This is a genomic window from Saccharopolyspora sp. NPDC002376 (genome assembly GCF_053593195.1).
Window position 1 is genome coordinate 46839 of the sequence record NZ_JBSFBZ010000014.1, and the last position, 25994, is coordinate 72832.

Annotated in this window: 26 protein-coding genes; 7 read left to right on the plus strand and 19 right to left on the minus strand. The window is 68.9% G+C overall.

All coding sequences use genetic code 11. The features are described from left to right. Positions 1-155 precede the first annotated feature (155 nt). The 12 genes from ACWCO2_RS12370 to ACWCO2_RS12425 all read right to left on the minus strand — a co-directional run bounded on the left by ACWCO2_RS12370 (position 156) and on the right by ACWCO2_RS12425 (position 12932). Positions 156-1055, minus strand: coding sequence for an alpha/beta fold hydrolase (locus tag ACWCO2_RS12370; RefSeq protein ID WP_450127815.1), 900 nt, complete (start codon positions 1053-1055; stop codon positions 156-158). 43 nt (positions 1056-1098) lie between these two features. Further along, on the minus strand, positions 1099-1803 hold the full coding sequence (locus ACWCO2_RS12375; RefSeq protein WP_450127816.1) for an isochorismatase family protein: 705 nt from the start codon (positions 1801-1803) through the stop codon (positions 1099-1101). After that, complete coding sequence (locus tag ACWCO2_RS12380) at positions 1793-2476, minus strand: SRPBCC family protein (RefSeq protein ID WP_450127817.1); 684 nt, start codon at positions 2474-2476, stop codon at positions 1793-1795. The genes ACWCO2_RS12375 and ACWCO2_RS12380 overlap by 11 nt, the downstream gene beginning before the upstream one ends. Next, positions 2473-3000, minus strand: a complete 528-nt coding sequence (locus tag ACWCO2_RS12385) for a (2Fe-2S)-binding protein (protein ID WP_450127818.1) — start codon at positions 2998-3000, stop codon at positions 2473-2475. Before ACWCO2_RS12385 ends, ACWCO2_RS12380 begins: the two co-directional genes overlap by 4 nt. Beyond that, a complete protein-coding gene (locus ACWCO2_RS12390; RefSeq protein ID WP_450127819.1) occupies positions 2997-5444 on the minus strand; it encodes a xanthine dehydrogenase family protein molybdopterin-binding subunit in 2448 nt (815 codons plus the stop codon). Before ACWCO2_RS12390 ends, ACWCO2_RS12385 begins: the two co-directional genes overlap by 4 nt. Positions 5445-5458: 14 nt before the next feature. Further along, on the minus strand, positions 5459-6859 hold the full coding sequence (locus ACWCO2_RS12395; RefSeq protein ID WP_450127820.1) for a zinc ribbon domain-containing protein: 1401 nt from the start codon (positions 6857-6859) through the stop codon (positions 5459-5461). Then, complete coding sequence (locus tag ACWCO2_RS12400; RefSeq protein WP_450127821.1) at positions 6856-7131, minus strand: MerR family transcriptional regulator; 276 nt, start codon at positions 7129-7131, stop codon at positions 6856-6858. Before ACWCO2_RS12400 ends, ACWCO2_RS12395 begins: the two co-directional genes overlap by 4 nt. Positions 7132-7151: 20 nt before the next feature. Continuing rightward, positions 7152-8060 carry an FAD binding domain-containing protein gene (locus tag ACWCO2_RS12405; protein ID WP_450127822.1) on the minus strand — a complete coding sequence of 303 codons (909 nt, stop codon included), beginning with the start codon at positions 8058-8060 and terminating at the stop codon, positions 7152-7154. 46 nt (positions 8061-8106) lie between these two features. Next, positions 8107-9516, minus strand: coding sequence for an MFS transporter (locus ACWCO2_RS12410; RefSeq protein WP_450127823.1), 1410 nt, complete (start codon positions 9514-9516; stop codon positions 8107-8109). Positions 9517-9553: 37 nt separating this feature from the next. After that, positions 9554-10825, minus strand: coding sequence for an FAD-dependent monooxygenase (locus tag ACWCO2_RS12415; protein ID WP_450127883.1), 1272 nt, complete (start codon positions 10823-10825; stop codon positions 9554-9556). 263 nt (positions 10826-11088) lie between these two features. Next, positions 11089-11871 carry a maleate cis-trans isomerase family protein gene (locus ACWCO2_RS12420; protein ID WP_450127884.1) on the minus strand — a complete coding sequence of 261 codons (783 nt, stop codon included), beginning with the start codon at positions 11869-11871 and terminating at the stop codon, positions 11089-11091. 14 nt (positions 11872-11885) lie between these two features. Continuing rightward, a complete protein-coding gene (locus ACWCO2_RS12425) occupies positions 11886-12932 on the minus strand; it encodes a leucyl aminopeptidase (RefSeq protein ID WP_450127824.1) in 1047 nt (348 codons plus the stop codon). 355 nt (positions 12933-13287) lie between these two features. Between ACWCO2_RS12425 and ACWCO2_RS12430 the strand changes: the two genes are divergently transcribed. From ACWCO2_RS12430 to ACWCO2_RS12445, 4 genes are all read left to right on the plus strand, one after another. Further along, complete coding sequence (locus ACWCO2_RS12430) at positions 13288-13797, plus strand: MarR family winged helix-turn-helix transcriptional regulator (RefSeq protein WP_450127825.1); 510 nt, start codon at positions 13288-13290, stop codon at positions 13795-13797. A 608-nt stretch (positions 13798-14405) separates the two neighbouring features. Further along, positions 14406-14699 (plus strand): hypothetical protein, encoded by a 294-nt coding sequence (locus tag ACWCO2_RS12435; protein ID WP_450127826.1) that lies wholly within the window; start codon positions 14406-14408, stop codon positions 14697-14699. 61 nt (positions 14700-14760) lie between these two features. Next, positions 14761-15060: a bestrophin-like domain gene (locus ACWCO2_RS12440; RefSeq protein WP_450127885.1), complete on the plus strand. Its 300-nt coding sequence runs from the start codon at positions 14761-14763 to the stop codon at positions 15058-15060. A 173-nt stretch (positions 15061-15233) separates the two neighbouring features. Then, positions 15234-16853, plus strand: a complete 1620-nt coding sequence (locus ACWCO2_RS12445) for an amidohydrolase (protein ID WP_450127827.1) — start codon at positions 15234-15236, stop codon at positions 16851-16853. Here the strand turns inward: ACWCO2_RS12445 and ACWCO2_RS12450 are convergent. Genes ACWCO2_RS12450 through ACWCO2_RS12470 form a run of 5 tightly spaced genes read right to left on the minus strand, consistent with a single transcriptional unit; the run spans position 16840 to position 21692 of the window. Beyond that, on the minus strand, positions 16840-17205 hold the full coding sequence (locus ACWCO2_RS12450; protein WP_450127828.1) for an acyl-CoA thioesterase: 366 nt from the start codon (positions 17203-17205) through the stop codon (positions 16840-16842). The genes ACWCO2_RS12445 and ACWCO2_RS12450 overlap by 14 nt on opposite strands. Next, the gene (locus ACWCO2_RS12455; protein WP_450127829.1) at positions 17202-19493 is read right to left on the minus strand and encodes a bifunctional salicylyl-CoA 5-hydroxylase/oxidoreductase; all 2292 of its coding nucleotides are present in this window, start codon (positions 19491-19493) and stop codon (positions 17202-17204) included. Before ACWCO2_RS12455 ends, ACWCO2_RS12450 begins: the two co-directional genes overlap by 4 nt. Beyond that, entirely contained in the window at positions 19490-20386 is an 897-nt protein-coding gene (locus tag ACWCO2_RS12460; RefSeq protein WP_450127830.1) for an acyl-CoA thioesterase, read from the minus strand. The genes ACWCO2_RS12455 and ACWCO2_RS12460 overlap by 4 nt, the downstream gene beginning before the upstream one ends. Further along, positions 20383-20820 (minus strand): cupin domain-containing protein, encoded by a 438-nt coding sequence (locus tag ACWCO2_RS12465; protein WP_450127831.1) that lies wholly within the window; start codon positions 20818-20820, stop codon positions 20383-20385. The genes ACWCO2_RS12460 and ACWCO2_RS12465 overlap by 4 nt, the downstream gene beginning before the upstream one ends. Next, on the minus strand, positions 20817-21692 hold the full coding sequence (locus ACWCO2_RS12470) for a fumarylacetoacetate hydrolase family protein (protein WP_450127832.1): 876 nt from the start codon (positions 21690-21692) through the stop codon (positions 20817-20819). The genes ACWCO2_RS12465 and ACWCO2_RS12470 overlap by 4 nt, the downstream gene beginning before the upstream one ends. Before the next feature lie 231 nt (positions 21693-21923). Between ACWCO2_RS12470 and ACWCO2_RS12475 the strand changes: the two genes are divergently transcribed. The 3 genes from ACWCO2_RS12475 to ACWCO2_RS12485 all read left to right on the plus strand — a co-directional run bounded on the left by ACWCO2_RS12475 (position 21924) and on the right by ACWCO2_RS12485 (position 24166). Beyond that, on the plus strand, positions 21924-23258 hold the full coding sequence (locus ACWCO2_RS12475) for a phenylacetate--CoA ligase family protein (RefSeq protein ID WP_450127833.1): 1335 nt from the start codon (positions 21924-21926) through the stop codon (positions 23256-23258). A 10-nt stretch (positions 23259-23268) separates the two neighbouring features. Further along, positions 23269-23487, plus strand: a complete 219-nt coding sequence (locus ACWCO2_RS12480) for a hypothetical protein (protein ID WP_450127834.1) — start codon at positions 23269-23271, stop codon at positions 23485-23487. 268 nt (positions 23488-23755) lie between these two features. Further along, positions 23756-24166 (plus strand): RidA family protein, encoded by a 411-nt coding sequence (locus ACWCO2_RS12485; RefSeq protein ID WP_450127835.1) that lies wholly within the window; start codon positions 23756-23758, stop codon positions 24164-24166. 62 nt (positions 24167-24228) lie between these two features. On the opposite strand, the gene ACWCO2_RS12490 is transcribed toward ACWCO2_RS12485, so the two are convergent. Next, the gene (locus ACWCO2_RS12490; RefSeq protein WP_450127836.1) at positions 24229-25104 is read right to left on the minus strand and encodes a PaaX family transcriptional regulator; all 876 of its coding nucleotides are present in this window, start codon (positions 25102-25104) and stop codon (positions 24229-24231) included. A gap of 31 nt (positions 25105-25135) precedes the next feature. Continuing rightward, positions 25136-25945 (minus strand): enoyl-CoA hydratase/isomerase family protein, encoded by an 810-nt coding sequence (locus tag ACWCO2_RS12495; RefSeq protein ID WP_450127837.1) that lies wholly within the window; start codon positions 25943-25945, stop codon positions 25136-25138. Positions 25946-25994: the final 49 nt, after the last annotated feature.

Consider the following 25994-nt stretch of genomic DNA (forward strand, 5'->3'; position numbering starts at 1 on the left):
CCTCGACGAACGATCTCGGTTCGAGCCTACGAGTGCGAGGAAACGCTTTTTCGGAGTGCTTCGGCTCCCGCTCTGGCGGTGCCCGACTGATCGCGTGCCCGGGCAGGCGGAGGCGGTTCCTCCCGGAAACCGCCTCCGCGCTCACGAGCGAGGGATCAGCTCAACTTTCGCAGTGCGTCGCGTACTGCGGCGAGACCGGCTTCGGGTTCGTCCCAGAAGACCATGTGCCCGGCTCCGGGAACCTCGACGAGTTCGGCGGAGGGATTGGTCTCCGCCGCTTCCTGCGCGCCAGCGGCGGTGACGACCGGGCTGTCGGCTCCGTGGACGAGGACCGAGGGAGCGGGAACATCGGGCCAGAAGGCGAAGAAGGCCTCGGATTCGAACCCGGCGTGGGTAGCTGCGAGAGCGGTCCGCGAGCAGGAGGACAGCCAGCGGGCGCGCAACTCCTGCTCCCTGCGGGGCCAGCGGGGCCAGGACTGCGCCACCTCGTCGGCGTCGGTGCCGCGGCGGGCTTGGTCGAGTTGGCGGAGGAAGGCTTCGAGGGTCGTGGGGTAGGGATCCCGGCCCGGGCCGCTCATCGGAGGGTCGACCAGAACGGTCCCCCGCAGTTCGTGACGGCCGGTGGTCGCGGCGATCGCCGCGATCCGCGCGCCCATGGAGTGTCCGAGCAGGATCGGGCGTTCCAGCTGCAGCTCTGACACGACCGCCTCGACGTCCGCGGCATAGCTGGCGAGGTCGTAACCGCGCAACGCACCGTCCGATTCGGGCGGGTTGTCGGAGAGCCCGCGGCCCCGGACGTCGAGCACGAGGGGACGCACGAGGTCGGTCAGGCCCTGCGCCACGAAGTCCATCGTGATGGCGGGGCTGGTGATGCCGGGCAAGATCAGCACCGGTACGCCGTCGGTCGGCCCGTAGTCGAGCAGGTGCAGCCGGAGCGATCCCGAACGCACCCATCGGCTTACCGCGGGGATGTCACCGAGATCGGCCAATGCCGGCTGGCTCACGGTGCGGGCGGTCGGTGGTTCGGTCGGGATCGACGGGACGGAAGTGGTCACGAGTGGCCTTTCTGTGTCAGCGTGTCGGCTCAGCGGTCGCGCGCTACCCGGCCGCTGTGGTGAGCGCGGCGGTATCGCGCCCGGGCAGGCGGTCGAAGTACGCCAGGGCGTCGTAGAGGCCGACGACATCGGCGTACTTGGCTTGCAGGTCGAACAAGGCGGCATCGTGCGGGCCCTGCGCCCGGTCGCCGCAGGCTTCTCGCACGACGAGGGTGTTGAAGCCGCACTGCACGCCATCGACCGCGGTGGCGCGGACGCAGCCGGAGGTGGTGGCGCCGCAGACCAGCAGAGTGTCGGTGCCCAGGCTGGTCAGCAGGGTGGCCAGGCCAGTTCCGTGGAATGCGGAGGCGCCCTTCTTCAGGACGAGGTGGTCGCTGATGTGCTGTTCGAGTCGGGGATCGAGAGCGACCTCTTCGCTTCCTTCCCGCAGAGCGCGCATGCCCGGTGCTTTGCGGAGCCAGGCGATGGAGTCGCCGTCGGCCTCGGCGGGCGTGTAGCTGATCGCGGTGTAGATCACCGGCACGTCGCGCTGCCGGGCCGTGGCCGCGAGGACGGCCGCCGCGGTCACCTCTCGGGTGAGGTCGGATCCGGAGGCGAATCCGGGTTCGGTGAAGCCGCGGGTCAGGTCGACCACGACCAGTGCCGGGCGGCTGCCGCGGGGAACAGCGGCACCGAACCCGGCCCGGTCGTAGGTGGCGTCGGCCTCGGCCCCGTGCAGGCCGGTGGATCGGTCGTCATCAGCGGGCACGCTGCAACTCCTTGATCAGTTTGTCCTGGGTGCGGATCCGGCCGAGCAGCCAGCCCTGGAAGAACCCGAGGGCTGCAGCGGCCGCCAGCGCGGCGTACCGCCGGGTCTCGGGAGGAAGCAGCATCGCCAGCCCGTCGAGGGCATCGCCGCTGTCGTTCGCAGCCGGGGCGGGCGCGACGCCGTTGCTGGCCGGGGTTCCGGGTGCCGGTTCCGCGACTGCGGTGCTCGGCCCCTGCTGCAGTTGGACGGCGAGATTGCGGGCGAACTGGTCGAGCAGCCGGTTGGACACGGTGCTGATCGCGCTCTTGCCGAACTGGGCGAGCTTTCCGCGCACGGACAGGTCGGTGTGCAGCTTGAGCGTCGCTCCCCCGGGAGCTCCGACCACGGTCAGGGTGACATCGGCCTCGGCGTCGCCGTTGCCGTGGCTGTCCGCTCCCCGCGCGAGCAAGCGTAGTCGGCGATCGGCGGCGGCGACCTCGCTGAACCGGACCGTGCCGGAGTACGCGGCGCTGATCGGGCCGACCTTGAACTTGACGCGGCCGCGGTAGGTGTCGCCGTCGCGCCCGTCGAGGGTCGCGCCGGGCAGGCAGCCCGCCACCCGCTCGACGTCGTTGATCAGGGCGAACACGGCATCCGGGTCGGCCGGGACTTCGAGTTGGTTTTCCAGGATCACGGTGTCGCTTCCTTCTCGGCGGAGGTGCTGGCCGGGCAAATGTCCGAAGTGGACCGTCGGCACGCAGCGGTCGCGGCGATCGCGTCGACGATCGTCTGGTAGCCCGTGCAGCGGCACAGGTTCGCCGAGACCGCCTCGCGGATCTCCTCGCGGTCGGGGTCCGGCTGCTGGGCGAGGAAGCCCTCGGCGAGCATGAGGAACCCGGGTGTGCAGAACCCGCACTGCAGTCCGTGGTGGTCGCGGAAAGCGCGCTGCAGGTCGGAGAGCTCGCCGTCGTCGGCCAGCGACTCGACCGTGCGGATGTCGCAGTTCTCGGCTTGCACGGCGAACATCAGGCAGGCCCGCACCGGTTCGCCGTCGACCAGGACGGTGCAGGCCCCGCACACCCCGTGCTCGCATCCGGCGTGTGTGCCGGTGAGACCGAGGTCGTGGCGCAGGGCGTCGAGCAGGGTCTTCCGCGGTTCGACCAGGGCTTCGTGCGCTGCACCGTTGACGTTCAGCCCGATCAGGTGTCGCTCGCTCATGACAGGGTGGTCGCCTCCTCTCGGCTGGACAACTGCGGGGAGCGGGCCGCGTCCAGCGCGGCCAGCACGGTCTGCGGGTGCACGGGAGTCGTGTCTAGTTCGACCCCGGTGTGGCGCAGTGCGTCGTTGATCGCGTTCAGCACAGCGGCCGGAGCACCGATCGTGCCGCCCTCGCCAGCACCTTTGGCACCGTTCTCGGTGAACGCGCAAGGGGTTTCGAGGTGGGTGACGGTGATGTCCGGGATTTCCGTCGCGGTCGGGACGAGGTAGTCGATGAAGCTGGCCGCCGAGGGCTCGCCGTTGTCGGCGTAGGTGACTTCCTCGAACAGCGCTCCGGCGATGCCCTGGGCGATCCCGCCGCGGCACTGACCGTCGACGACCTGCGGGTGGATCACCACGCCGCAGTCCTCCACGCAGGCGTAGCGCAGGATCTTGGGCTGACCGGTGCCCGGATCGGCCTCGACGACCACGGCGTGGGTGGCGTTGGAGAACGTGCCGTCACCGGCGACATCGAAGCTCGCGGTCGCCGTCAACGTCGGTTCGACGCCCTTGGGCAACAGGTGGCTGCGCAGATAGGCCACGTCCGCGATGTCCTCAAAGGACACTCGCGTAGCGGGATCGTCGATCTGGACGACTCCCCCGTCGCCGTCCAGGCGCACGTTGTCCGGACGGGTCTTGAGCAAGTGCGCGGCGATGGTGCACAGGAGCTCGCCGAGACGTCTGGCCGCGACGGACACCGCGGAGCCGCCGATGGTCACCGACCGCGAGGCGAAGGTTCCCCATCCGTAGGCGATGCGCTCGGTGTCGCCCTGCCGCAGCTTGACCTTGTCGAGGTCCAGTCCCAGCCGGTCGGCCACGATCTGGGCGAGGGTCGTCTCGTGCGACTGCCCGTGGTTCATCGTGCCGCTGGTGACCACCACTGATCCCGTGGTGTCCATCCGGATCTCGGAGATGTCGAATCCGGGAACCACCTGCATCTTGCGCTTGGCGAAAGCATCGGAACCGTAACCGGTCCGCTCGGAGAAGCAGCAGTAGCCGATGCCGATGTGCCGTCCCTCAGCAGCGGCCCGCTCCCGGAACTCGTACCAGCCCTCATCGCGGAGGGTGGCCTCGGCGAGGTCGAGCGATTCCCGGTAGGTGCCGGGATCGTAGGTGACGTCGTTGACGCCGGTGTAGGGGAACTCGGTGATCACGTTGCGCCGGCGGATCTCGACCGGGTCGATGCCCAGTTCGCGCGCGGCACGCTCCATCACGCGTTCCATCGCCATGACGTACTGCGGACGGCTGACCCCGCGGTAGGGCGCGGTCGGCGCCTTGTTGCTGGTGATGGCGCGGCCGCGGACCCGGTAGGCGGGCACCTGGTAGACACCCGGCATCTCGGCGGAGGCCATCAGCGGTTCGATACCGGCGGTGAACGGGTAGCAGGAATAAGCGCCCATGTCGCAGACGACGTCGACGTCCAGGGCGGTGATCCGGCCCTCGGCGTCGAACGCCGCGCGGGTGCGGTAGCGCTGCTCGCGGGCCAGGAACGCTGCGGTCAGCGCCTCCCTGCGGTCTTCGATCCACTTCACCGGCCGATCCAGCTTCCGGGCCGCCGCCGCGACCGCGATCTCCTCGCGGCCGACCACGCACTTCTGGCCGAATCCGCCGCCCATGTCGGGGACGGTGACCCGCACGGCGCGCTCCGGCATGCGCAGCGAGCGGGCCAGCACCGTGCGCACCTGGTGCGGGACCTGGGTGCAGGTCTGAACCAGCAGCTGGTCGTCGCGGTCGTCCCAGGAGGCGACCACACCGCGGGTTTCCAGCGGCAGTGCGTTCTGGCGCCCGCTGCGCGTGATGACCTCGACCACGCATCCCGGTCCGGATTCAGCGGCCTCGAACGCGGTGTCGACACCGGGCGTGTCGAACATCGACACGTCGAGGAGGACGTTTCCGGGCGCTTCCTCGTGCACGAGCGGTGCGTCCGCGGCGAACGCGGTCTCCTCCGAAACAACCGCGTCGAAGGGCTCGTAGGTCGCCACCGCGGCTTCGATGCCGTCTTCCACGCTGTACGGGTCGCGAGCGATGACCACGGCCACCGGTTCACCGACGAAACGCACCTTCTCCCTGGCGAGGATGGGCATCGCGGTGGGCGCGAACTCCTCCGGCGGGCGATCGAGCAGCGCCACGATGTCGCCGAGGTCGAGGTCCTCAGCGGTGTAGGCGGCGACGACACCCTCGACCTCGCGGACCGCGGACAGGTCGATGCCGAGGATCCGGCCGTGCGCGACGGTGGAGCGGACGAAACCCGCGTGCAGCATCCCGCTCAGCTGGACGTCGTCGATGAACCGCCCCCGACCGCGCAGCAAGCGGGGGTCCTCGCGCCGGGGGACGGCTGCCCCGACCCAGCGATTCCCGTCGGACTGCGGAGATCCATGCCGGACACCGGTATCGCGTGCAGTCATCGCGTCACTGCTTCCTATTCCTTGAGCATTGCTGCTGGGATCGGATAATTCGCTCTCCGCGCTGGTGCGCTGGAGTCCTGGACCGGCAGTCTGGTCCGGAGGCGGTCACGTTCCTGGATGAGCTCTTTCACCCGGTCAAACGGGGTCCAGATGGTGATGGCGGGATCACCGTCTCGTTCCAGGATGTTGATCGCAGCCGCGTGGTCTGCTTGCCACAGCTCCCCACACCGGGTGCAGTGAAGCCTGTCCCCGCAACGCCGACCAATGATCTGGCAGCAGGGGACGACTTGTGAGCTGTAAGCCGCGTTGACCAGCGTCAGCGCAGAACCTCTGCGCTCCGCCACGCTACTCAGCGCCTCTGCCGTAACGCCTTTGGTCCAGGCGGCGAGGCGACGGTTAGTGTTCTTTCCCAGCTTGCGCCGGGAGACGAAAGACCGGGTCAGATCCTCGGTTACTACATGGGAGGCTTTGTCGACCACCGCATGAACAGCAGTGAACGTCACCGACCGCACACATGACTTGAACCGGGACCTGCGCCGGTTTCTCTTGGCATGGCCAAGGTTGTTTCGCACGATGCGGTCAGCCTTCGCCAGATTACCGGATTTCCGGGCCTTCTCGGCCACCGAGCGGATCTTCGCCCGGCGAGCGTTCTTGACCTTGATGAAGTCAGACTCGGCGCGAAGAAGCGCACCTAGCTCCTGCCCGTGATGGACACCATCGGAATCGGTGAGCACTTCGGTGTAGCCCTTATCCACACCCAGTTTTCCCGCGCCGCATGGCCTGGTCTCGAGCAGGTCAGGGGCGTCGATGGCGTAGTGCACCTCGACATAGCCGGCACGCAGGATCAGCCGAAGCGTCCCGGACGGGGCAAAGGGCGTATTCAGCGGAATCGCGATCTTCTGCCTGCGTTCCAGGCCAGGGATGTCGATCCACACGTCACCGCCGGACATGGTCCAGGTGTTGTACTGGTCGGACCGGACCACGATCTGATTCGCTGTGCAGCTCACGCCGTGCTTGACGTGCTGCCGCATCTGGCGAGCCAGAAAAGAATCGTCTTGCCACCGGCCGCGTTTCAGTGCCATGTACGCCTTCTTACGCTGGGACTCTTCCCGGTAACGGCGGTGCACCGCTTTACGGACCTTGACCTTTCCCGCTTCGCGATACGCGGCGATGTCGGCTACCGCGTCCCGCACGGTCTCTTTCCACGCGTTGGCGAGCACACCGAAGCTATCCGCGGTGCCGTCAGCCATCCACGCATCGCGGATCTTGCGGTCTTTGACACCGTCCCGCAACGGTGACCCGTATCGGGCCCACACCATGGCCCGTACGCGTCCCAGACGCCTCGCTTGCTCTTCGAGCGCCGCGTACTTCCCTGCGTTGAGGTTCTTGGAGTAGGCGATGCGGGTGACCTTCACCGGCCACCACCGGTCAGCTCGTCCATCGCGCTCACTCGCGAGGCGAGGCCGTCTTTCTGACCGGGCGAGGACACGCGGCAGTACACGACCGTAACCCGGTCGCCGCGAGCTGCGATTCCGAGTGCAGCGCGTACATCGCCCTCGGCGAAGTACCACTGCCCAGTCACGGTCCGCTTCGGAGCGATGCGCCCTTCGTTCCCCCAGCGACGGACCGTCGATGATGACCGACCGACCCGCCGAGCGAACTCGGAAATCCGGCAAACACTCCCCATACAGACAAGAGTAGTCCACTCTAGACAGATAAACAGTCACTAGTCGACGCCTCCCACGCCTCGTGCAGGGCCTGGGCGACGAGCGTCCGGGTGAGCCGACGGCGGTAGGCGCTGGTACCGGCCGCGTCGTCGGGTGGATCGATGGCCGTGGCGGCCGCCTCGCCGCACGCGGCGAACAGATCCGGCCCGGGGACGCCGCCGGCCAGGACGGCCTCGGCCTCGGGAACCCGGATGGGCGCCGGGGCCACGCCACCGAGGACGACCCGACCGCCGGTCAGCGGACCCGCTTCGGCGGTGGGGTCAGCGTCGAGCACGACCGCCGCGTCGACGGTCGCGAAATCCCCGTGGCGGCGGGCGAACTCGGTGAGTGCGGCCCGAGGTGCCGGGCGGGTGAAGCGCACTTCCACGACGACTTCGTCGGGTTCGACGGCCGTGGCGTAGAACCCGTAGAACATCTCCGCGGCTGGGATCTCCCGTCGTCCGTTCGGGCCTTCGGCGACGATCATCGCGTCGAGCAGCAGGGCGAGCAGGCACCACTCGGCGGTGGCGTCTCCGTGCACGATGCTGCCCGCGACGGTGCCACGGGAGCGGATCGGCAGGTGGCCCACCCACCGCATGGCCCGGGAGATCACGTCGAACTCCGGGCCCAAGGCCCGACCGGAGGTCTCGACCGCACGATGGGTGCTCAGCGCCCCGATCCGGAGTTCTGAGCCGTCGCGCCGGATCGAACTCATCGCCGGATCGCGGCGCAACGGCCCCAGGTCGACCAGGACCGTCGGCCGGGCGAGCCGGAAGTTCATCATCGGAATCAAGCTCTGGCCGCCGGCGATGAGCTTCGGCTCCTGGCCCGCCGCGGCGAGTTCGCCGAGCAGGCCGACGGCATCGGCGACGTCATGCGCCCGGTAGTAGCTGAACGCAGCGGGCTTCACGCGGTCAACCTCCTCGTCCGTTGTTCGACACCTGCGGATCTCGCTTTCAGCGCGCGGAAGTCTCCGTCGTCGCAGTGGTTTTCACAACCGCCTGCTCGGCGCCGGGATCGGTGATGCGGTCGAGTTCGCGACCTCGGGTCTCCGGTGCCGCGACCATCATGAACACGACCGCGACCAGCACGAGCGCGCCGAGCACTGTGAAGGTCAGCGGCAGGCCCAGCACCGGCCACAGCACGCTGCCGAACAGCAGCGGGGCGAAGCCGGTGACGGCGCGGCTCGACGACGACGCCCAGCCGAAGCCCGAGGCGCGCAGCTCCGTCGGGTAGAGCTCGGAGACGTAGGCGTACATGACCGGGATGACCACCAGGGCGAACAGACCGAAGGCACCGATCGCCACGACCGCCAAGGAAGGCGTTCCCAGGAGCAACGAAAACACCACCAGCATCACCGACATGATCGGCCCCGCGGTCGCGATGACCCGCTTGCGGCCCACCCTGTCGACGACGAGCACCGCCAGTGCGACACCGACGATGCCCACCGCGTTCATCAGCGCGGTCGAAGCGAAGGCCGCGATCTCGCCGAAGCCCTCCGCCTTCAGAATCGACGGCATCCAGCTCAGCGCGGCGTAGTAGACCAGCATCACGCTGGTGAACAACACCCACGAAACCGCCGTGATCCGCGGGTTGAAGGCCCAAACCCGGCGCAGCTGGTCGAACGCCGCCGCCATCGCCCCACCGCGGGTGTCCTCCACGACCGCCGCCGGAATCACGTAGGGCTCCGGCGTCGCACCGGTGCGACGGACGAGATCGTCGATGACCGCGCGAGCTTCCTCCTCACGGCCCTTGCGGACCAGGTACAGCGGAGACTCCGGAACACCGCGTCGCACCCAGATCAGCAGCAGCGCCGGCAGGATCATCAGCACCAGCATCCAGCGCCAGTTCCCATGCACCGGGACGAGCAACGTCGCCGAGACACCCGCCAGCGTGGTCCCCACCGGCCACCAGCCGTCCATCGCCGACAGCACCCGCCCGCGTTGGCGGCGGGGCGAGAATTCGCTGACGATCGCGTAGTCGACCGGAATGCACCCTCCGAGCCCGACTCCGGCGAGGAAGCGCAGGAGCAGGAAGATCTCCAGGCTCGGCGAGAGCGCCCCGACCGCGGAGAACAGCGCGAAGAGCAGCAACGTGATGCTGAAAGCCCGCTTGCGGCCGATGCGATCGGCCACCGTCCCCCAGGCCACCGCCCCGACCGCCATGCCGATCAGGTTGGCGGTGGCCACCAGTCCCTTCTGGCCCGGCGACAGCCCGAACTCGGTCCCCACCAGCGGGGTGAGGAAGCCGTTCAGCGCGACGTCCCAGGCATCGAACATGTAGCCCAGTCCGCCGATCAGGAAGATCTTGCCTTGCACACTCCATCTCCAGGGCAGGTCCTGGACGACTTGGTCTCCGGTACGCATGAGTCACTCCGTTGTGATGTCGCGTCGGCGTCGCGCGTCAGCGTGCGAACTGGTATTGGATGGATTCGGTGTCCGGATCCGTGAGCGGGCTGCCATTCCAAAGCCAGTCGTAGGAAACGTCTGACTCACCGTCGAAGCGACGCAGCTTCTCGTCGCGCTCACACTGCTCCGGGCCATCGGGCAGGTGGTAGAAGCTCATGTTCTGCAGGGACGCGTCCTGAACCATGCCCGCGTGCTTCGCCCGTCGATCGACGTAGCGGACCAGGGCCGTCTCGATCCCGTCGCGGGTCACCCTGCCGAGCTCCTCCGCGAGCACGGCCGCGTCCTCCATCGCCTGGGAAGCGCCTTGCGCCTGGTAGGGCAACATCGCGTGGCAGGCATCGCCGAGCAGGGCGACCCGCCCGTCGACCCAGACCGGGTCGCGGCGCCGGCGGTACATCGCCCACACCGACACGTCCTCGTCCTTCGCCTTGGCCAGCACGGCCGGAACGCGCTCGTCCCATCCCTCGTACTCCGCGGCGAGCTGCGCCGCGGTCGCCGGGCCGCTCCAGTCCCGGGCGATCTCTTCGGTGCACGGGACGATCGCGACGACGTTGAGGTACTGACCGCCGCGGATCATGTAGTGCACCAGGTGCTTGTCCGGGCCGTACCAGATCGTGGAGTGGAAGCGGTCCACGAGGAACCGGGTCGCCGGGTCGGCGGCCACCAGGTCGCCGGGGATCAGCGCGCGATAGGCCATCTCCCCGGAGAACTCGAGGGTGTCGTCGAACCCCGCCAGGTCCCGCACCGCGGACCGGATGCCGTCCGCCCCGATCACGAGGTCCCCGGCGAACCGACGGCCATCAGCGGTCAGCACCGCCGGGCACACCGGATCGGTGCGATCGAGCTCGACCACCTGCGCCGAGGTGGCGACCTCGACCACCGGGCCGGGGCCCGTCGGATCCAAGCACGCCTCGAGCAGGACGCCGTGCAGGTCGGCGCGGTGGTAGTGCCAGTAGGGCGCCCCGTACTGGTCGATCACCCGCTGCCCGAGCGGCAGCTGGGCGATGATGCTCCCGTCGGCCCAGCGACGGCGAACCTGGTCCTGGGGTTCGGTGCGCACGCGCTCGAGCTCAGCGCGAAGCCCCAGCCCGATGAGGATCCGGCTGGCGTTGGGCGCGGTCTGGATTCCCGCGCCGATCTCTCCCAACTGCGCCGCCGCCTCGACCACTGTGACCCGCAGGCCCCGCTGCCGCAGCGACAGCGCGGCGCACAGGCCTCCCAAACCGGCACCGACAACAACGACTTCGAACGACTGGCTCGCAGCCACGCTGGCCTCCTCGTCCTCGCCGGAACCCGCGTCGGATTCAGATGATCCGAACACGTACTATCCGGATGTGCAAGGTTTTGTTTGAAAAGGTTTTGTATGAAAGCGGTTTCCGCTCAACGCAGTTCTGGCCGACGCGAAGATGACGCCGACGACCTCGGATGCGAACGATCGAACACGAGCTCGCACCGGGTGAGTTGTTCAGCGCAGGCCGAGGAGCCGGGACGCCCGGCCGCTGCGGACGGTCCCGGCCACGCGCTGGAACGTCAAGCCGAGCGAGTCGGCGCTCCGGCGCTGTCAACCGCCCCGCTGAGCAGCTTGCCCGCGCCGGGCACTCGGGTTTCGAGTCCGAGTTCGGACAAGATCCGGAAGGTGGTGGCGGTCGCGGCCGAGAGCACCGGGATCCCCACCTCGTCCTCCACCGGCTGGATCGAGGGCAGGGACGGCATCTGCACGCAGGCCGACAGGACCAGGGCGTCGGCGTTGGACAGGTCGAGCTTGCGGTAGTGCTCGCGCAGATCGGCCGGATCCAGCCGTGCCACGGCGAGGTTGTCCGGCACCTCCAGGGAGAGCGCGTCCACCACCTCGACCCCGGCGTCCTCGATGTAGTCCGCCACCGCCTTCGTCAGCGGCTTCATGTACGGCGTCAGAATCGCTACCTTGCGCGCGCCCAACGCGTCGATCCCGGACAGCAGTGCGCCAGCGCTGGAAATGACCGGGGCATCAGCCCCCTCGGCGCGCAGCGCACGGGTGATGTCGTCCTCCGCCGTGCAGTGGTACCCCGGCCCCTGCGCCATGATCGCCACCAGACAGGCGGTGGCCACGACCGCCGGGCGAGCGTCGGCGAGTTCCGCCGCCGCCCGCTCGGCCTGAGCGTTCATCGCCCGCAACTGCTCCGGGGTCACGTGCTGCATCCGCGCCCGCGCCGAGTGGAAGATGAACCGGTCCCCCGGTTCGACCTCCTCCCGAGCGTGCAGCATCCGGGGCAGCTCGGTCTCCATGGTCAGGTTCGAGCTGGGCACGATCATTCCGATGTGGTGCTCGCGCACCGCCGCGTTCGCGTTCATCGGCGGCCGACCGGGCGCATCTCGGCAACGGTCAGCTCGCCCGCGTCGACGATCAGCTCGTCGTCCAGGTACAGCGAGTTGCCGCGCATCGGGATGTCGAAGTGGCAGGCGGTGTCGTTCGGGCCGCCCAGCTCGTTGTTCGGCCCGATGGAGAACATCACGTTGCCGTAGAAGCTGCGCAGCTCCATGCCCATCCCGCCGGGGAACTGGGTCAGGCCGTGCCAGTGGGCCCGCTCATCGAGGCCCCAGCCAACGTGGCTCATCCCGTAGCCGCGCGGGTCGTCGAAGCTCTCGATGTAGGAGCGCAGCAGGTCCGCGTCCAGCCCGGACGACCCGGCGCCGCCGCGGATGTCCCGGATGAACCCCTCCTCGATGGTGATCTCCACCGGGGTCTGCACGTAGGTGTTGAACGGCAGGAGCACGTCGCCCGGCGCGAGCACGATCTTCCCGTCGACACCGTCATCGGCTCCGCCGGTGAACACGAACGCGGCCGGCCAGTGGTCCCACCGCCCCGGGGTGTCGGTGTAGCCGTACTCCGACAACGTCGGGTACATGCCGAGCCTGTAGGTGACATCGGTGCCGGCCGGGCTGGTGATCCGCATCGTGCTCGCCTTGGCCAGCAGCTCTGCGCCGATCTCCACCCGCTCGCGCAGCTCCTTCGTCGGCATCAGCCGGGCGAGCAGCTCCGGCGGCTCGACGGCGGTCAGGATCCGGACCCCGGCGTCCTGGATGGCGAACTGCTCCTTGCTGAACAGCAAGAAGGTGCAGTCCACGACCATGTCGACGCCCTTGAGCGCGTCCACGGCCTTGGGGATGTTCCCGAGGCCGGAGTCGCCCACGGCCCACGCTCCCGAGGCGCTCGCCGGCGAGGGCAACCGCATGTGGAACGCCGCAGCTCCCAGCTGTTGAGCGGCCCACAGGAACGCGTCGGCATACTCCGCACGCTCCCCGCCGCGGGTGAGCACGACGACCGTCTCCCCCTCGTGCACGCCGGACAGACGCAGTTGCTGCAAGCAGATGTCGTTGAACAGGTTCTGATCCATCGTTGACCACCTCCGGATATAATCCGAGCACGTATTATCCGAGTACGCAAGAGTCTATTTCGCGGAATCTGGGAACACCGAACGCGCGAGCGAACGCTGAGCGCCGACAGACACCCCCGCGCAAGAAAAGGTCCCACCGATCGTCGACCAGAGGACATGGCGAGCAAGACGATTCCCTTGCACAGCACGGAGTTGATCAAACCGGACGAGTCCGCACCCCAACAGCTCGGACCGCACCAGCGCGACTCCGATTCCACCCCGCCCGAACCAGCCCGGCACCGAGCGCAACCATCCGGGTACGTATTATTAATGCGCACCTGACCCAGGTGCGCGAGCTGCAACCGGGAGGAACGCAATGGGGGAGCCAGCGCGCGCGGACCGACGTGCCGCAGAGACGTCAGCAGTCGCTCCGGCACCACCCTCCGACCTGCTGGCCGCGCCCGGCTACGGCGCCCGCCGGCTGTACCAGGCCTACCTCGCCGCCTGGAACCGGCACGTCGACTCGGTGCTGACCGGCCCGCAGTTCGCCGTTCTCTCCGCCGTCCGCGCCTACCCGGGCAGCGACCAGAGCTCGCTGGCCGACGCCGCCGCGCTGGACACCTCGACAATGGCCGACCTGTGCCGCAGGCTCGAACGACGAGGCCTCATCCAGCGCGTCGAATCCCCGCGCGACGCCCGGCGCAAGCTGCTGTCCCTCACCGAAGAAGGCGAAGCGGTGCTCACCGAGGTGAACCACCGAGCCCGCCAACTGGACGAGGCGCTGCTGGCCGGCAAGGACATTCCCCGCAACGCCGACATCGCAACACTTCTCAACGCACTCGGCGCCCGCTGGGAAGCCGTCGCAGCGTACGAAGAACTGGACTGAGACGAACGCGAATACTCAAGCGGCGGTGCCGGTTTCGGCGCTTGCCGCAGTCATTTCCGGCGATCTTGCCGAATCCGACGTCACTGCCGCTTGCACGGTGGTGATACCGCGCGGACGGCCCAGCACACGGGACCGTTGGGACCAGGCCTAAAACTGGCCGCGCTCGGGCAGGGCACTTGCGTAGCCGCCCAGTTCGGGCACTGGTTGACCCCGTACCACCGCCGGGCTAGTCCACAGTGGATTCCGCTGAAGCCGGCAGAACGAAGCAAGTTCGCACATCTGAGTGAATCGTTGTAGTCACCGGAAAGAATGCCGATAGCCTGGCGAGGAGATCATGGATTCGAACGCAGAGAGCTGAGGCGCGTTCGAGCGGATCGCCGCCAGAGAAGGCACACGAGACGACCGGCCGGGAACCAGAGTGCTGGATCCCGGCCGGTTGCTGCGAGGAGGACACGTGCGACTGCTCCTGCGGATCGGCTTGGTGCTGCTCACGCTCGGCGAAGGCATCCCCCCCGCTGTGGGCCGCGCTCTCCCCGCTGTCGTTCCACCTCGGCTTCCCCACGCCGGAGCTCGCGTGGCTGACCGGGTTCCCGCCCTTCAACGAACACATGACGCGCGACTTCGGGCTGATCGGACTCCAGTTCGCGGTGCTGGGATATGCCGCAGTGTCGATGCGGCGCCCGTTGGTTCGCGTGGTTCTGGCCGCCTCGCTCGTCTTCAACGTTCCGCACCTGCTCTACCACCAGCACCTCGGTGCGACCGGCAACGCAGTGCAACTCCAGGTTCTCTCCCAAGTCACACCGATCGCACTCGCCGTCCTGCTACTGATCATCAACGAGCTGGCGGACCGGACAACACCCGCAGCAGAACGCCAAGAACAGGTCAGCAGGGAACCACAGTGACAGCAAGGCGGTTGTAGGTGTTGACCAGGGAGACCGTCCACACGAGACAGACGAGCTGCAGATCACCGAGAACCGCCAGCAGCGGGTGGCCATCGCGACCGACGACCAGAGCTTCAACGTCGTGCTGCTGGTGGCCAGCGTCCTCGGCGCAGCGCTGATGATCGTCTTCCCGCTGCTGATCGGCCTGAGCATGCGCCCGGCCAACGTCGCGGCGATGGGGTTGCTCGCGGTCACCCTCGGCTCCACCGTCTACATGTCGTTCGAACTGCTCCACCCGTTCAGCGGTCCGTTCGGAGTCGCCCCGGATTCCTTCAACGCAGCCCAGGAAACCTTCCAAACCGCTTCGCGACCCACGTCGTAAACCCCAGCGCACGCTGACTGGGCCAAAGAACCAGGGTCGACCCCGGCCGACTCGCCGAGCGGAACCATCCGCTCAGCGAGTCGGCCGTTTGCTGCGACGTGGCGGAACTCGCGCGATGACCGTTCTGCTCGAGGATGAAAAGATGTCCGAGCACCGGAGCTGAGAGGAAATCGATGAACACGCAGCCTGCTGACCTGCTAATCCGATGCGCCAACATCCGCACGCTCGTCGCCGATGAAGGACCGCAACGCGCATTGGCAGTGCGTGGCGAGCGGATCGTCGCGCTGTCGGCAGATCCGGCCGGTCTCGACGGGCTGGTGGGCCCCGGCACGACGGTGCTGGATCTGCCGGATTCCACCGTGTTGCCGGCCTTCGACGACACCCACACGCATCTGATCTCGGCAGGCGACAGCGCCCACGACGTGGCCGTGGACGGCGCGCGGTCGATCGCCGAGCTCTTGGACCTCATCCGAAATCACGCGGCGAAAACCCCTGCCGGGCAATGGATTCGCACCAGTGGGCACTGGCAGGAGCTAAACCTGGCCGAGCGCCGCTTCCCCACCGCCGACGAACTGGACCAGGCCACCGACCGGCACCCGGTGCTGGTGTTGCGCGGTGTGCACAACCAGGTCCTCAACCGGCACGCCCTCCGGCTGTGCGACATCGATGACACCACGCCCGATCCCGAAGGCGGGAGCATCGCGCGGGACGGCGACGGACGCCCCACCGGCCATATGATCGACGGGCTCGCCCTGATCCAGCCGCACCTTCCCGCGCCCGATCGGGCACGGAAGCTCGACGGGCTGCGCATCGCCTCCCACGACTACGCCGCCACCGGCATCGGCGTGGTGCGCGACACCAACTCCTCGCTGGCCGATCTGGACGCGCTCGCGCAGCTGCGGGACGCCGGGGAGCTGGGCTGCAGGGTGCGGGTTCTGCTGACCACGATGGGGTTCACGTCCGTGCGTCAGGTCGAGGACGTCCTGGACGGGATGGAGGAATGGCGGCGCCGCAGCGACTCCTGGTTGAGCGTCTGGGGCGTGAAGTTCTGGATGGACGGCGGCATCGAATCCGGGGCCCTCGAACACCCGTACTGCCCGGCCCACTCGCCCGTTCCCGGCTACACCGGACAGCTGGCCTGGGACGAGCAGGTGCTCCAGGAAGCCGTGGAGGCGGTGGTGCGGCGCGGCTGGCGGGTCGGCATCCACGCCTACGGCGATCGAGGGGTGCGCACGCTGCTCGACCTGTTCGAGAGGGTGCAAGCACACCTGCCGGGGCTGCCCTACGGGACGCTGGTCATGGAGCACGGCGGTCTCGCGGACGACGAGCAGCGGCGCAGGGCGGTCAGCATGGGAATCCCGGTGACGGTGCAGCAGCCGCTGCTGTTCGACGCCGCCGCTGTTCAAGCCGAATACTGGGGCGATGAAAGGGTTTCCGACCTATTTCCTGCGCGGGAGTGGCTGGACGCCGGGGCGGACGTCTCCGCCGGATCGGACTATCCGGTCGGCATGTACGGGGCGGCGCACTCGCTGTACGGCCTGACCACGCGGCAGACCGTGGACGGCGTCCGCGGTCCCGAACACGCCATCACCCGCGAGGAAGCGATCGCCCTGCACACCACGGCCGCGGCCCGGCTGACCGGCGAGAGCGACCTGCGCGGGCAGCTCGCCCCCAGACGGCTCGCGGACCTCACCATCTGGCCCGAGAACCCGTGCACGGCAGCTGAGGAGGCTTTGGACGGGCTCCGGCCCAGCCACACGCTCCTCGGCGGCGCCGTGGTCAATCGGCGCTGAGGTCCACCGGCCAAGGCTCGGGGCGGCCGGTTTCGTCGACGTGGACGACGGTGTGCCTGCCCTCGACGCAGGTTTCGCCGTCCCGCAGGACGAGCCAGCCGTAGGTCACCGAGGTCCGCCCGACCCGCTCCACGGCGAGCCGGATCTCGATCTCGTCGCCGAAGCCCAGCGCCTGGTGGTAGACGGCCTCGGTGGCCCGTCGCGGGAACCTGCTCACGTCGGTCACGCCACTGCGGCGCAGCAGGTCGTGTTCGGCGAGCTCGGCCCACCGGAACACCGACGTCCAGTGGATCCGGCCACTGGCGTCGGTGTCGGCGAAGGCCACCCGGTGGGATCGCACCAGCTCGGTCACGGGTGCTGCTCCCGGCGGCGGGCGGAGAGCCCAGAGCGGTACTGCCTCGGGATCGCGTGCCCGCGGTAGTCCTGGTCCAGCGCCGCGTTGAGCGTCCAGTACGGGTCGACCAGGTGCGGGCGGGCGATCGCGCACAAGTCGGCGCGCCCGCTGGCGATGATCGTGTTCGCATCCTCCACGGAGGACACCGCGCCGACGGCGATCGTCGGAATCCCGGTCTCCTGGCGGATCCGGTCGGCGAACGGGGTCTGGTAGAGCCGCCCGTGCTTCGGTTTCGCGTCGATGCTCGTCTGGCCGGTGGAGACGTCGATGATGTCCGCTCCGCGCGCGGCGAGCATCGGGGCCAGCGCGACCGCGTCGTCGCCGTCGAATCCGCCGTCGACCCAGTCGGTCGCGCTGATCCGGACGCTGATCGGCCGGTCGTCGGGCCAGACCTCGCGTACCGCGTCCAGGATGCGCAGACCCAGCCGTGCCCGGTTCTCCAAGCTCCCGCCGTAGGAGTCCTCGCGCTGGTTGGACAGCGGGGACAGGAAGCTTGACACCAGGTAGCCGTGCGCGAAGTGCAGCTCCAGCAGGTCGAAACCGGCTTCAGCGGCGCGGCGCGCAGCTGCGACGTGGTCGGCGATGATCCGATCCAGGTCGGACTCGGTGGCAGCGCGGGGAACCTGGCTGTCCGGCCGGTAGCGGATCGGCGACGGGGCGAGGATCTCCCAGCCGCCCGTCGGCAGCGGTTCGTCGATGCCTTCCCACATGACCTTCGTCGAGCCCTTCCGTCCCGCGTGCCCGATCTGGGCGCCGATCTTGGCGCCGGTGCGGGTGTGCGCGAAGTCGACGACGCGCGCCCAGGCGTCGCGCTGGGCGTCGTTCCACAGGCCGGGGCAGCCGGGGGTGATCCGCCCGTCCGGGGAGGTGCAGATCATCTCGGTCAGCACCAGCCCAGCACCGCCCTGCGCGCGCCCGCCCAGATGCACCAGGTGCCAGTCGTCCGGCATGCCGTCGGTGGCCGAGTACTGCGCCATCGGCGAGACGACGATCCGGTTCGGCAGCTCCAGCTCACGCAGCCGGTACGGGTGGAACATCGGCGGCGTGCCGGTCGCGACCTCGCCGCCCTGCGCGCGAGTGCGTTCGGCCAGCCAGTCGTCGACCCGGCCGACGTAGTCGGCATCGCGCAGCTTCAGGTTGTCGTAGGTGACCCGCTGCGACCGCGTGAGCAGCTGGAACGCGAACTGCTCCGGTTCCAGGTGGCGGTAGCGGCGGGCGCCTTCGAACCACTCCAGGCTGGTCTGCGCCGACCGCTGGAGCGACGCGACGACTGGCTTGCGGTCCTCCTGGTACACCTTGAGCGCGGCCTCGACGGCGGGCTCGCCGTCCACCGCGGTGGCCAGCCCGATCGCGTCCTCCAGGGCGAGCTTGGTGCCCGAGCCGATGGAGAAGTGCGCCGTGTGCGCGGCATCGCCGACCAGCGCCACGTTGCCGGCCGCCCAGCGCTCGTTGCAGACGACCCCGAACGACAGCCAGCCGGAGTTGTTGCCGATCAGGCCGTGCCCGTCGAGCAGGCCGGCGAAGACCTGCTCGCAGAACCGCATGCTGGCCTCGTCGTTCTCCCCCGGTTTCCGCGGCACCGCCGCGAACCGGTCCAGGCCGGCGCGCTGCCAGGTGTCCTCGTCAGTCTCCACGATGAACGTCGAGCGCTGCCCGTCGAACGGGTAGATGTGCGCCCAGAACATGCCGAACTCGGTCTCGACGAACTGGAATGTGAAGCAGTCGAACGGCCGGGTGGTGGCGAACCAGACGTACTTCGCGCTGCGCCGGTCCACGCTCGGCCCGAACTCGTCGGCCAGCTCGGTGCGGATCCGGCTGTTCACCCCGTCCGCGGCGATCACCAGGTCGTGCTCGGCGCGCAGCTGTTCCAGCGGTGGCGCCTCGGTGGCGTAGCGGACGTCGACGCCGAGCTGGGTCGCCCGCTCCCCGAGGATGCCCAGCAGCCTTTTCCTTTCCAGGGCGGCGAAAGCGTGTCCGCCGCTGCGCTCCCGACTGCCGAGGAAGTCGACGTCGATCGCCGACCAGTGCCGGAACTCCGCGGCGATCCGGCCCAGCGACTCCGGATCGGCGGCCTCGATGTTCTCCAGCGTTTCCTGGGAGAACACCACACCGAAGCCGAAGGTGTCGTCCGCGGCGTTGCGCTCGTAGACGGTGATCTCGCGGGATGGGTCGGACTTCTTCAGCAGGATCGCCGAGAACAACCCGCCCGGCCCGCCGCCGACGGAAACGATCTTCTTCGCGGTCACGATTCCCCCTCCGGAAGTCGAACGAGTCCCTCCTGGACGACCGAGGCCAGCAGCCGGCCGTCGGAGGAGAACAGCCGGGCGGTGCCGAGTCCGGTTCCCCTGGTGGCGATGGGAGATTCCTGCACCAGGGCGACCCACTCGTCCATCCGGCCGTCGTGGTGCCACCACATCGCGTGGTCCAGGCTCGCCGTGACGACACCGTCGTCCGCCCAGGCCGCCCCGTGATGGCGCAGGATCGGTTCCAGCAGCGTGTAGTCGCAGACGTAGGCCAGCGCGCTGCGGTGCACGGCCGGATCGTCCGGCAGCCGTTCCCAGGCCTTCAGCCACACCGTCTGCCGACGTCCTCGGCCGCCGTCCGGTCGCGTGTAGACCGCCGAAGGCGAGTGCCGGATGTCGAAACTGCGGTGGAAGCGCCAATATTCAGCGTCCCTGGTGTCCTCGCCTTGCAGCACGTCAGCGGTGCTGGGGAGTTCGGTAGGGTCACCGGCATCGGGCGGCAGCACGTCGGCGTGCTCGACGCCCGGTACCGGCACCTGGAACGACGCCATGGCCTGGAAGATCAGCTTGCCGTTCTGGCTGCCGCGGACCGAGCGGTGCGAGAACCCGCGCCCGTCGCGCAGCCGCTCCACCTCCCAGCGGGTCTTGTCGTTGACGTCGCCTGCGCGCAGGAAGTACCCGTGCAGGCTGTGCACCCGGCGGTCCTCGCCGACGGTCAACGACATGGCCCGCTCTGCCTGGGCGACGATCTCACCGCCGTAGGCCCGGCCGGACGGAATGATCTGGTGGCGGCCCAGGAACGCGTCCTCGCCGTCGGGAACGAGATCGAGCGCGCTGAGCAGCGGGGCGGTGGAGCGGGCGGTCGCCTCGGGCATGGGAGCGTGTTCGGTGCTCATGCGCGGCGGTACCCCTCGAGGATCGCATCGTCGACCTCGGGGAGGTTCACGACGATGTTGTCCGGTGTCCGGCAGGTCAACCACACGAGTTCCTCGGTGGTGGACATGTTGCCCTCGACGTGCGGCATGTGCGGCGGGACGAAGACGAAGTCGCCCTCGGTCATCTCGACCCACTGGGAGTAGTCCTCGCCGTACCAGATCCGGCCGGTGCCCTTGAGCACGTAGCCACCGGTCTCGGCCTCGCCGTGGTGGTGCGGCAACGAGCGGTAGCCGGGCTCGTTGGAGACCTTGCCGAACCAGATCTTCGTCGCCGGGGTGTGCTGCGGCGAGACGCCGGAGATCCGCACTGCACCGCCGGACTGACCAGTACCGGCGTCCTCCTGACCGGCCCGCGTCACCACTGGGACGGCATCGAGGTCGAGCTCGTCATTCATGCGGAACCTCCCTGAACGGGCCGGGATTCGCGTCCCGGCGGCGTGGTTTCGATTCGGATCGGGGTGCGCAGGACGCCGACGCCTTCGAGGTCGACCTCGACCAGGTCGCCGTCGGCGAGAGACCTCGGCGGGGTCGCGGCGGCGCCGACACCGGCCGGGGTGCCGGTCAGCACCACGTCACCGGGGGCCAGCGAGGTGAAGGACGAGATGTAGGACAGCAGCGCGGCGGCGTCGAAGACGAGGTCGGCCGTGTCGCCGCGCTGGACGATCTCGCCGTTCACCCGGCAGGTCAGCGCCAGCCCGGCGCCCGGGGCCAGCTCGTCGGCGGTGACCAGCACCGGCCCCAGCGGGGTGGTCCGGTCGAACGCCTTGCCGGGCAGCCACTGCCCGGTGTGCCGCTGCCAGCTGCGCACCGACAGGTCGTTCGCGGCGGTCCACCCGGCGATCGCGGCGGCGGCCTCGGCGCGCGTAGCCCGGTGCAGCGGTGCCCCGACGACGGCGGCGAGCTCGGCCTCCCAGTCCAGGCCCGCTGCCCAGTCCGGGACGGTCACGACGTCGGACGGCCCGGTGAGGGTGTCGGCGAACTTGGTGAACAGGGTCGGGTGCTGCGGGACCGGACGGCCCATCTCCCGGATGTGCCCGGCGTAGTTGTGCCCGCAGCACACGACCTTCGACGGACGCGTCACCACCGGGGCCATGTCCAGGTCAGCGGGCGCCCCTGGGACGTCGGCAAGAGCCCTTTCGGCGATGTCGCGCCAGGTCGGGTGGGCCAGCAGCTCGCCGACGTCGCCGAAGGGAAGCGGCACGAAGCGCCGCTCCGCGAACACGACGGCGCGCGTCGCGCCGTCCATCCGAGCCGTTCCGAGCCGCATCTCAACTCCAGCGATATGTCGTTTTAATGACGGTCGACAGGAAACCACAATCTCGCCAGCCGACGCAAGAGCGACTGTTTCACTGGACCAATCCATGCATTCGCCCGACACGGCTCGACAGAACTAGCCAGCTAGAAAGTCTTGTCCCACACAGCGAATCATGCTCTCATTACGGCCGTTACGGACACGACATGTTCGTGGCTAGCGTTGATACCGGGACGAGGGCTGGCGATGACAGATCAACTCTTCTGGAATCCCAAGACCGAGCTGATGCCCCGCGAGGACCTGCGGGCGCTGCAGCTGGCGAAGCTGCGCAGGGTGGCGGAGTGGGCCCAGGCCCGCAGCTCGCACTACCGGCGCACGTTCGCCGAAACCGGATTCCACCCCGACCAGCTGCGCACCTGGGCCGACATCGACCGGATCCCCTTCCTCACCCGGGCCGAGTGGATGGCCGGCCAGGACGCCATCCCGCCCTACGGCGATCTCCCGGTCACCGGCCCAGAGAACGCGATCCGCATGCACACCACCAGCGGGACCTCCGGCAAGACCCCGCTGCGCGCGCTGGACTCGCGCAAGGACTGGTCCTGGGCCGCGGAGATGTGGTGCTACGCGCTGTGGGGCGCCGGAGTGCGCCCGCACGACATCGGCTACGTCGCGTTCGGCTACGGCTCGTTCATCGGGTTCTGGGGCCTACACAACGGTTTGGAGAAGCTCGGTGCGCTTACCATCCCCGGCGGCGCGCAGACCACCGCGCAGCGGGTCAAGCAGATCCAGGACTTCGGCGCGACCGTCGTGGCGTCCACCCCGACCTACGCGCTCCGGCTGGCCCAGGAGGCCGAAGCCCTCGGCATCGACCTTCCGGGCGGGCCGGTGCGCACGGTGATCCTCTCCGGCGAACCGGTCGGGGCGATCAAGGAGACCAAGGCGCTGATCGAGCAGCGCTGGGGCGCCAAGGCCTACGACACCGCCGGGATGACCGAGGTCTCGACGATCTTCATGTTCGAGCCGAACGAGCAGCCCGGCGGTTCGCACATCATCGAAGACCACTTCATCGAGCAGGTGATCGACCCCGAGACCGGCCGCGAGGTCGCCTACGGCGAGCGCGGCGAGCGGGTCTGCACCTCCTTCGGCCGCAGCACCACGCCGCTGCTGCGCTACCGCACGGCTGACCTGGTGGTGAAGGTGCCACACACCGCCGCTTCGTCCGGACGGACGTGGGACCTGTACGAGGGCGGGATCATCGGCCGCGCCGACGACATGAAGCTGGTCCGGGGCACCAACGTCTACCCGGGAGCGGTGGAGTCGATCGTGCGCCGGTTCCCCGAGATCGAGGAGTTCCAGATCCGCATCGAGCGCCGCGGCGACCGCGACGAGATCCGGCTGCTCGTCGAACCGTCGCCGGTGGTGGACGACGCCCGCTGGGAACTGCTCGCCGGCAAGCTCGGCATCGACCTCGCCGACGCGCACGAAGGACTGCGGTTCCTGCTCGAACGCGCTGCGCCGGGCGAGCTCCCGCGCCCCGAGCTCAAGGCCCGCCGGCTCACCGACCTGCGCCCCACCAGCTGAGGAGACGCGCATGACCACGCCCCGCCACGGCGGAACCGATCTGCTGGGTCGGCCGCTCGCCGACGACGAGCAAGCGATCCTCGACGTCTACCGCGCCATCCAAGATGCCCTGGCCCGCGACCTCCCGCCGTGCGCGGCCGCCAACCTCCGGGCGGCGCTGGCGCCGGTCGCCGTCACCATCACCGATCTCGGCCTGTGCTACGAGCACCTCACTGATCTGTCCGTCTGAGTACCTGTTATCGAACTCCTTCTGCGTGGCGGTGCCGGTAGCGGAACCTCAGACGCCGCCTGGACTGCGGGTGCCCAACTTTGTGGATGGCCAATACACGGCAGTTGGGCCGTCCTCGCCAGGCGACGTCTGAGAACCCGCGGCAGTGCCAGCGCCGAGTGTGGGCTATGCGCCTGGCGGCGCATCAAAGCAAAAGATCGAAAACCAGGATCAAAGACGGACTCTGACAGACCATCCCCGTTCGCCGATCCAGCGAGAGGAACTCCGCATGTCCACGACCACGTCATCGATCGACCACGTCAACCCGGCTGAACTGGCCAAGCCCTCGGGCTTCACGCACGCGGTGCGGTGGGGCGACACGGTCCACCTCTCCGGGCAGACGGCGTTGGACGCGGACGGCCGGATCGTCGACGGCGACATCGTCGACCAGTTCCGCCGGGCCCTGAGCAACGTGGTCACCGCCCTGCGGAAGGCCGGTGGGGCTCCCGAGAACCTGCTGTCCGTGCGGATCTACCTGACCGATGTCGCGGGCTACCAAGCACGCGGCCGCGAGATCGGGCAGGTGTGGAAGGAACTGTGCGGCCGCACCTACCCGGCGATGACCGGTGTCGGGGTCACCGCGCTGTGGCAGCCCGAAGCCCTCGTCGAGATCGAAGCCGTCGCCGCCATCCAGTCCTGAACCTCATGCTCGGGGGATGCCGCCGTTCCGATGAACAGCGGCATCCCCCGAGCATTTCGTCCTCAGTCCTCTCCGAGTTCGGTCCCGTCGAGCACCAGAACTGCGTGTTCGCGGGCCGGGCCGGCGAGTCGCGCGCGCAGGTCCGCGAACAGCTCCTCGGCCCGCACGCCGACCCAGTCCTCGGGCAGCAGCTCCAACGGCAGGCCCGGGTCGAGGTACGGCAGACGCCGCCAGACCGTCACCATCGCGACGTAGTCGGCGAAGGCCTGCAACGGACTGCCGTCGCCCTCGTCCCACCGCCGCCGCACCGGGTCGTACTGCGCCAGGAACGTCGCATACTGCTCCTGCAGCGCACCGAGATCCCACCACGACGCCACCGCGTCCCCGAGCGGCGAGCCCCCGACCCGGCGGGAGCGGAACAGCTCGGCGTAACCGCGCAGTTCCGACCTGTCCAGCGCGGCGGTCACCGCTGTTTCCAGGTGCGCCGGGGAGATCCACAGCCCCGGCGCCACCGTGCCCAGCCCGAGCCTGGTCAGCAGGGAACGGATCTGGTGGCGCTTCTCCCGTTCCGACTCCGGGACCGAGAAGGCGACCATCAGCCACCCCTCCTCGACCCGCGCGCGCCGGTGCGAGAAGATCCGCTCGTCGCCCTCGGCCAGGACTTCGGAAGCGCTGGCGGACAGGCGATAACCCGCGACGTCCCCGGACCGCTCGGCGACCAGCAGCCCCCGCCGCTTCAACCGGGAGACCGCCGACCGCACGGACGGTCCGTCCACGCCGAGATCGCCGAGCAGCCGCACCAGTCTGGCGACGGACAACCAGCCGCCCCGTTCCCGGGCGTACAGCCCGTAGAGCGTCACGATCAACGCCCGCGGCGGAACCGCTCCCCCGGCCGGCGGGTCGAACTCGTCGTTCTGCGCACTTCTGACGGTCGTCACGGGAACAGCGTAGGAGGCCCCGGGCTCCCGGTCAGTCCACCTGGGAGTAGCGCTCGTCACGCCAGGCCAGGGCTGCTCTGAGGCCCTTGGTCGCGACGAGTTCGGTGAACTCGGCTCGTTCGGCGGTGTCGGCGGAGTTGAGGACGGCAGCGATGTCGTGGTTCGCCTCCACCGCGTCGCGCAGGCCCATCGCCTCGTACGCCCGAGTGATGGCGCGCTTGGTGTAGCGCAGGATGGACAGCGGGGTCAGGGCGATCTTGGCCGCGAGCTGGTCCACGGTCGCTTCGAGCTCGGCGGGCGCGACCACCCGGTTGATCATGCCGAGCTCCTGTGCACGCGCAGCGTCGACGACGTCGCCGGTGTAGAGCAGTTCGTTGGTGGCCTTCTGCCCGAGCAGGAACGGCATGAGCAGGGTGACCGGGCCGGAACCGAACCGGATCTCGGGTTCGCCGAACTGGGCGTCCTCGGTGGCGACGAGCAGATCGCAGGCCATGGCCAATTCGCAGCCACCGGCGAGGCACCAGCCGGAGATCGCGCCGATGACGGGCTTGTTCAGGGACCAGACCTTCATCGTCAGACCGATGTTGTTGGCCAGGCCGGCGTGCCACTGCTCCGCAGTCGAGACGCCCATCTCGACTTCCTGGGCGATGTCGTAGCCGACGCTGAAGGCGCGTTCTCCGCCGGTGAGGACCACGACCTTCACCGCATCGTCGCGTTCTGCCGCGTCGAGCGCGTCGATGAGCTCTTGCATCACCTCGACCGACAAGGCGTTCAGCTTCTTCGGCCGGTCGATCGTCAACCACGCGACGGGACCGCGGGTTTCGCTGCGCACGAACTCCATGCTGTTCCTCCTGTGCTGGTAACGGTTCTGGCTCGGTGGGGCGGCGTCG

Bases quoted from the DNA above. Each gene is read 5' to 3' on its own strand.
- ACWCO2_RS12445 (WP_450127827.1), top strand. From the start codon at position 15,234: ATGAACACGCAGCCTGCTGACCTGCTAATCCGATGCGCCAACATCCGC.
- ACWCO2_RS12470 (WP_450127832.1), bottom strand. From the start codon at position 21,692: ATGCGGCTCGGAACGGCTCGGATGGACGGCGCGACGCGCGCCGTCGTG.
- ACWCO2_RS12425 (WP_450127824.1), bottom strand. From the start codon at position 12,932: ATGGATCAGAACCTGTTCAACGACATCTGCTTGCAGCAACTGCGTCTG.
- ACWCO2_RS12385 (WP_450127818.1), bottom strand. From the start codon at position 3,000: ATGAGCGAGCGACACCTGATCGGGCTGAACGTCAACGGTGCAGCGCAC.
- ACWCO2_RS12475 (WP_450127833.1), top strand. From the start codon at position 21,924: ATGACAGATCAACTCTTCTGGAATCCCAAGACCGAGCTGATGCCCCGC.
- ACWCO2_RS12495 (WP_450127837.1), bottom strand. From the start codon at position 25,945: ATGGAGTTCGTGCGCAGCGAAACCCGCGGTCCCGTCGCGTGGTTGACG.
- ACWCO2_RS12390 (WP_450127819.1), bottom strand. From the start codon at position 5,444: ATGACTGCACGCGATACCGGTGTCCGGCATGGATCTCCGCAGTCCGAC.
- ACWCO2_RS12460 (WP_450127830.1), bottom strand. From the start codon at position 20,386: ATGAGCACCGAACACGCTCCCATGCCCGAGGCGACCGCCCGCTCCACC.
- ACWCO2_RS12480 (WP_450127834.1), top strand. From the start codon at position 23,269: ATGACCACGCCCCGCCACGGCGGAACCGATCTGCTGGGTCGGCCGCTC.
- ACWCO2_RS12485 (WP_450127835.1), top strand. From the start codon at position 23,756: ATGTCCACGACCACGTCATCGATCGACCACGTCAACCCGGCTGAACTG.
- ACWCO2_RS12410 (WP_450127823.1), bottom strand. From the start codon at position 9,516: ATGCGTACCGGAGACCAAGTCGTCCAGGACCTGCCCTGGAGATGGAGT.
- ACWCO2_RS12435 (WP_450127826.1), top strand. From the start codon at position 14,406: ATGACGCGCGACTTCGGGCTGATCGGACTCCAGTTCGCGGTGCTGGGA.
- ACWCO2_RS12400 (WP_450127821.1), bottom strand. From the start codon at position 7,131: ATGGGGAGTGTTTGCCGGATTTCCGAGTTCGCTCGGCGGGTCGGTCGG.
- ACWCO2_RS12465 (WP_450127831.1), bottom strand. From the start codon at position 20,820: ATGAATGACGAGCTCGACCTCGATGCCGTCCCAGTGGTGACGCGGGCC.
- ACWCO2_RS12430 (WP_450127825.1), top strand. From the start codon at position 13,288: ATGGGGGAGCCAGCGCGCGCGGACCGACGTGCCGCAGAGACGTCAGCA.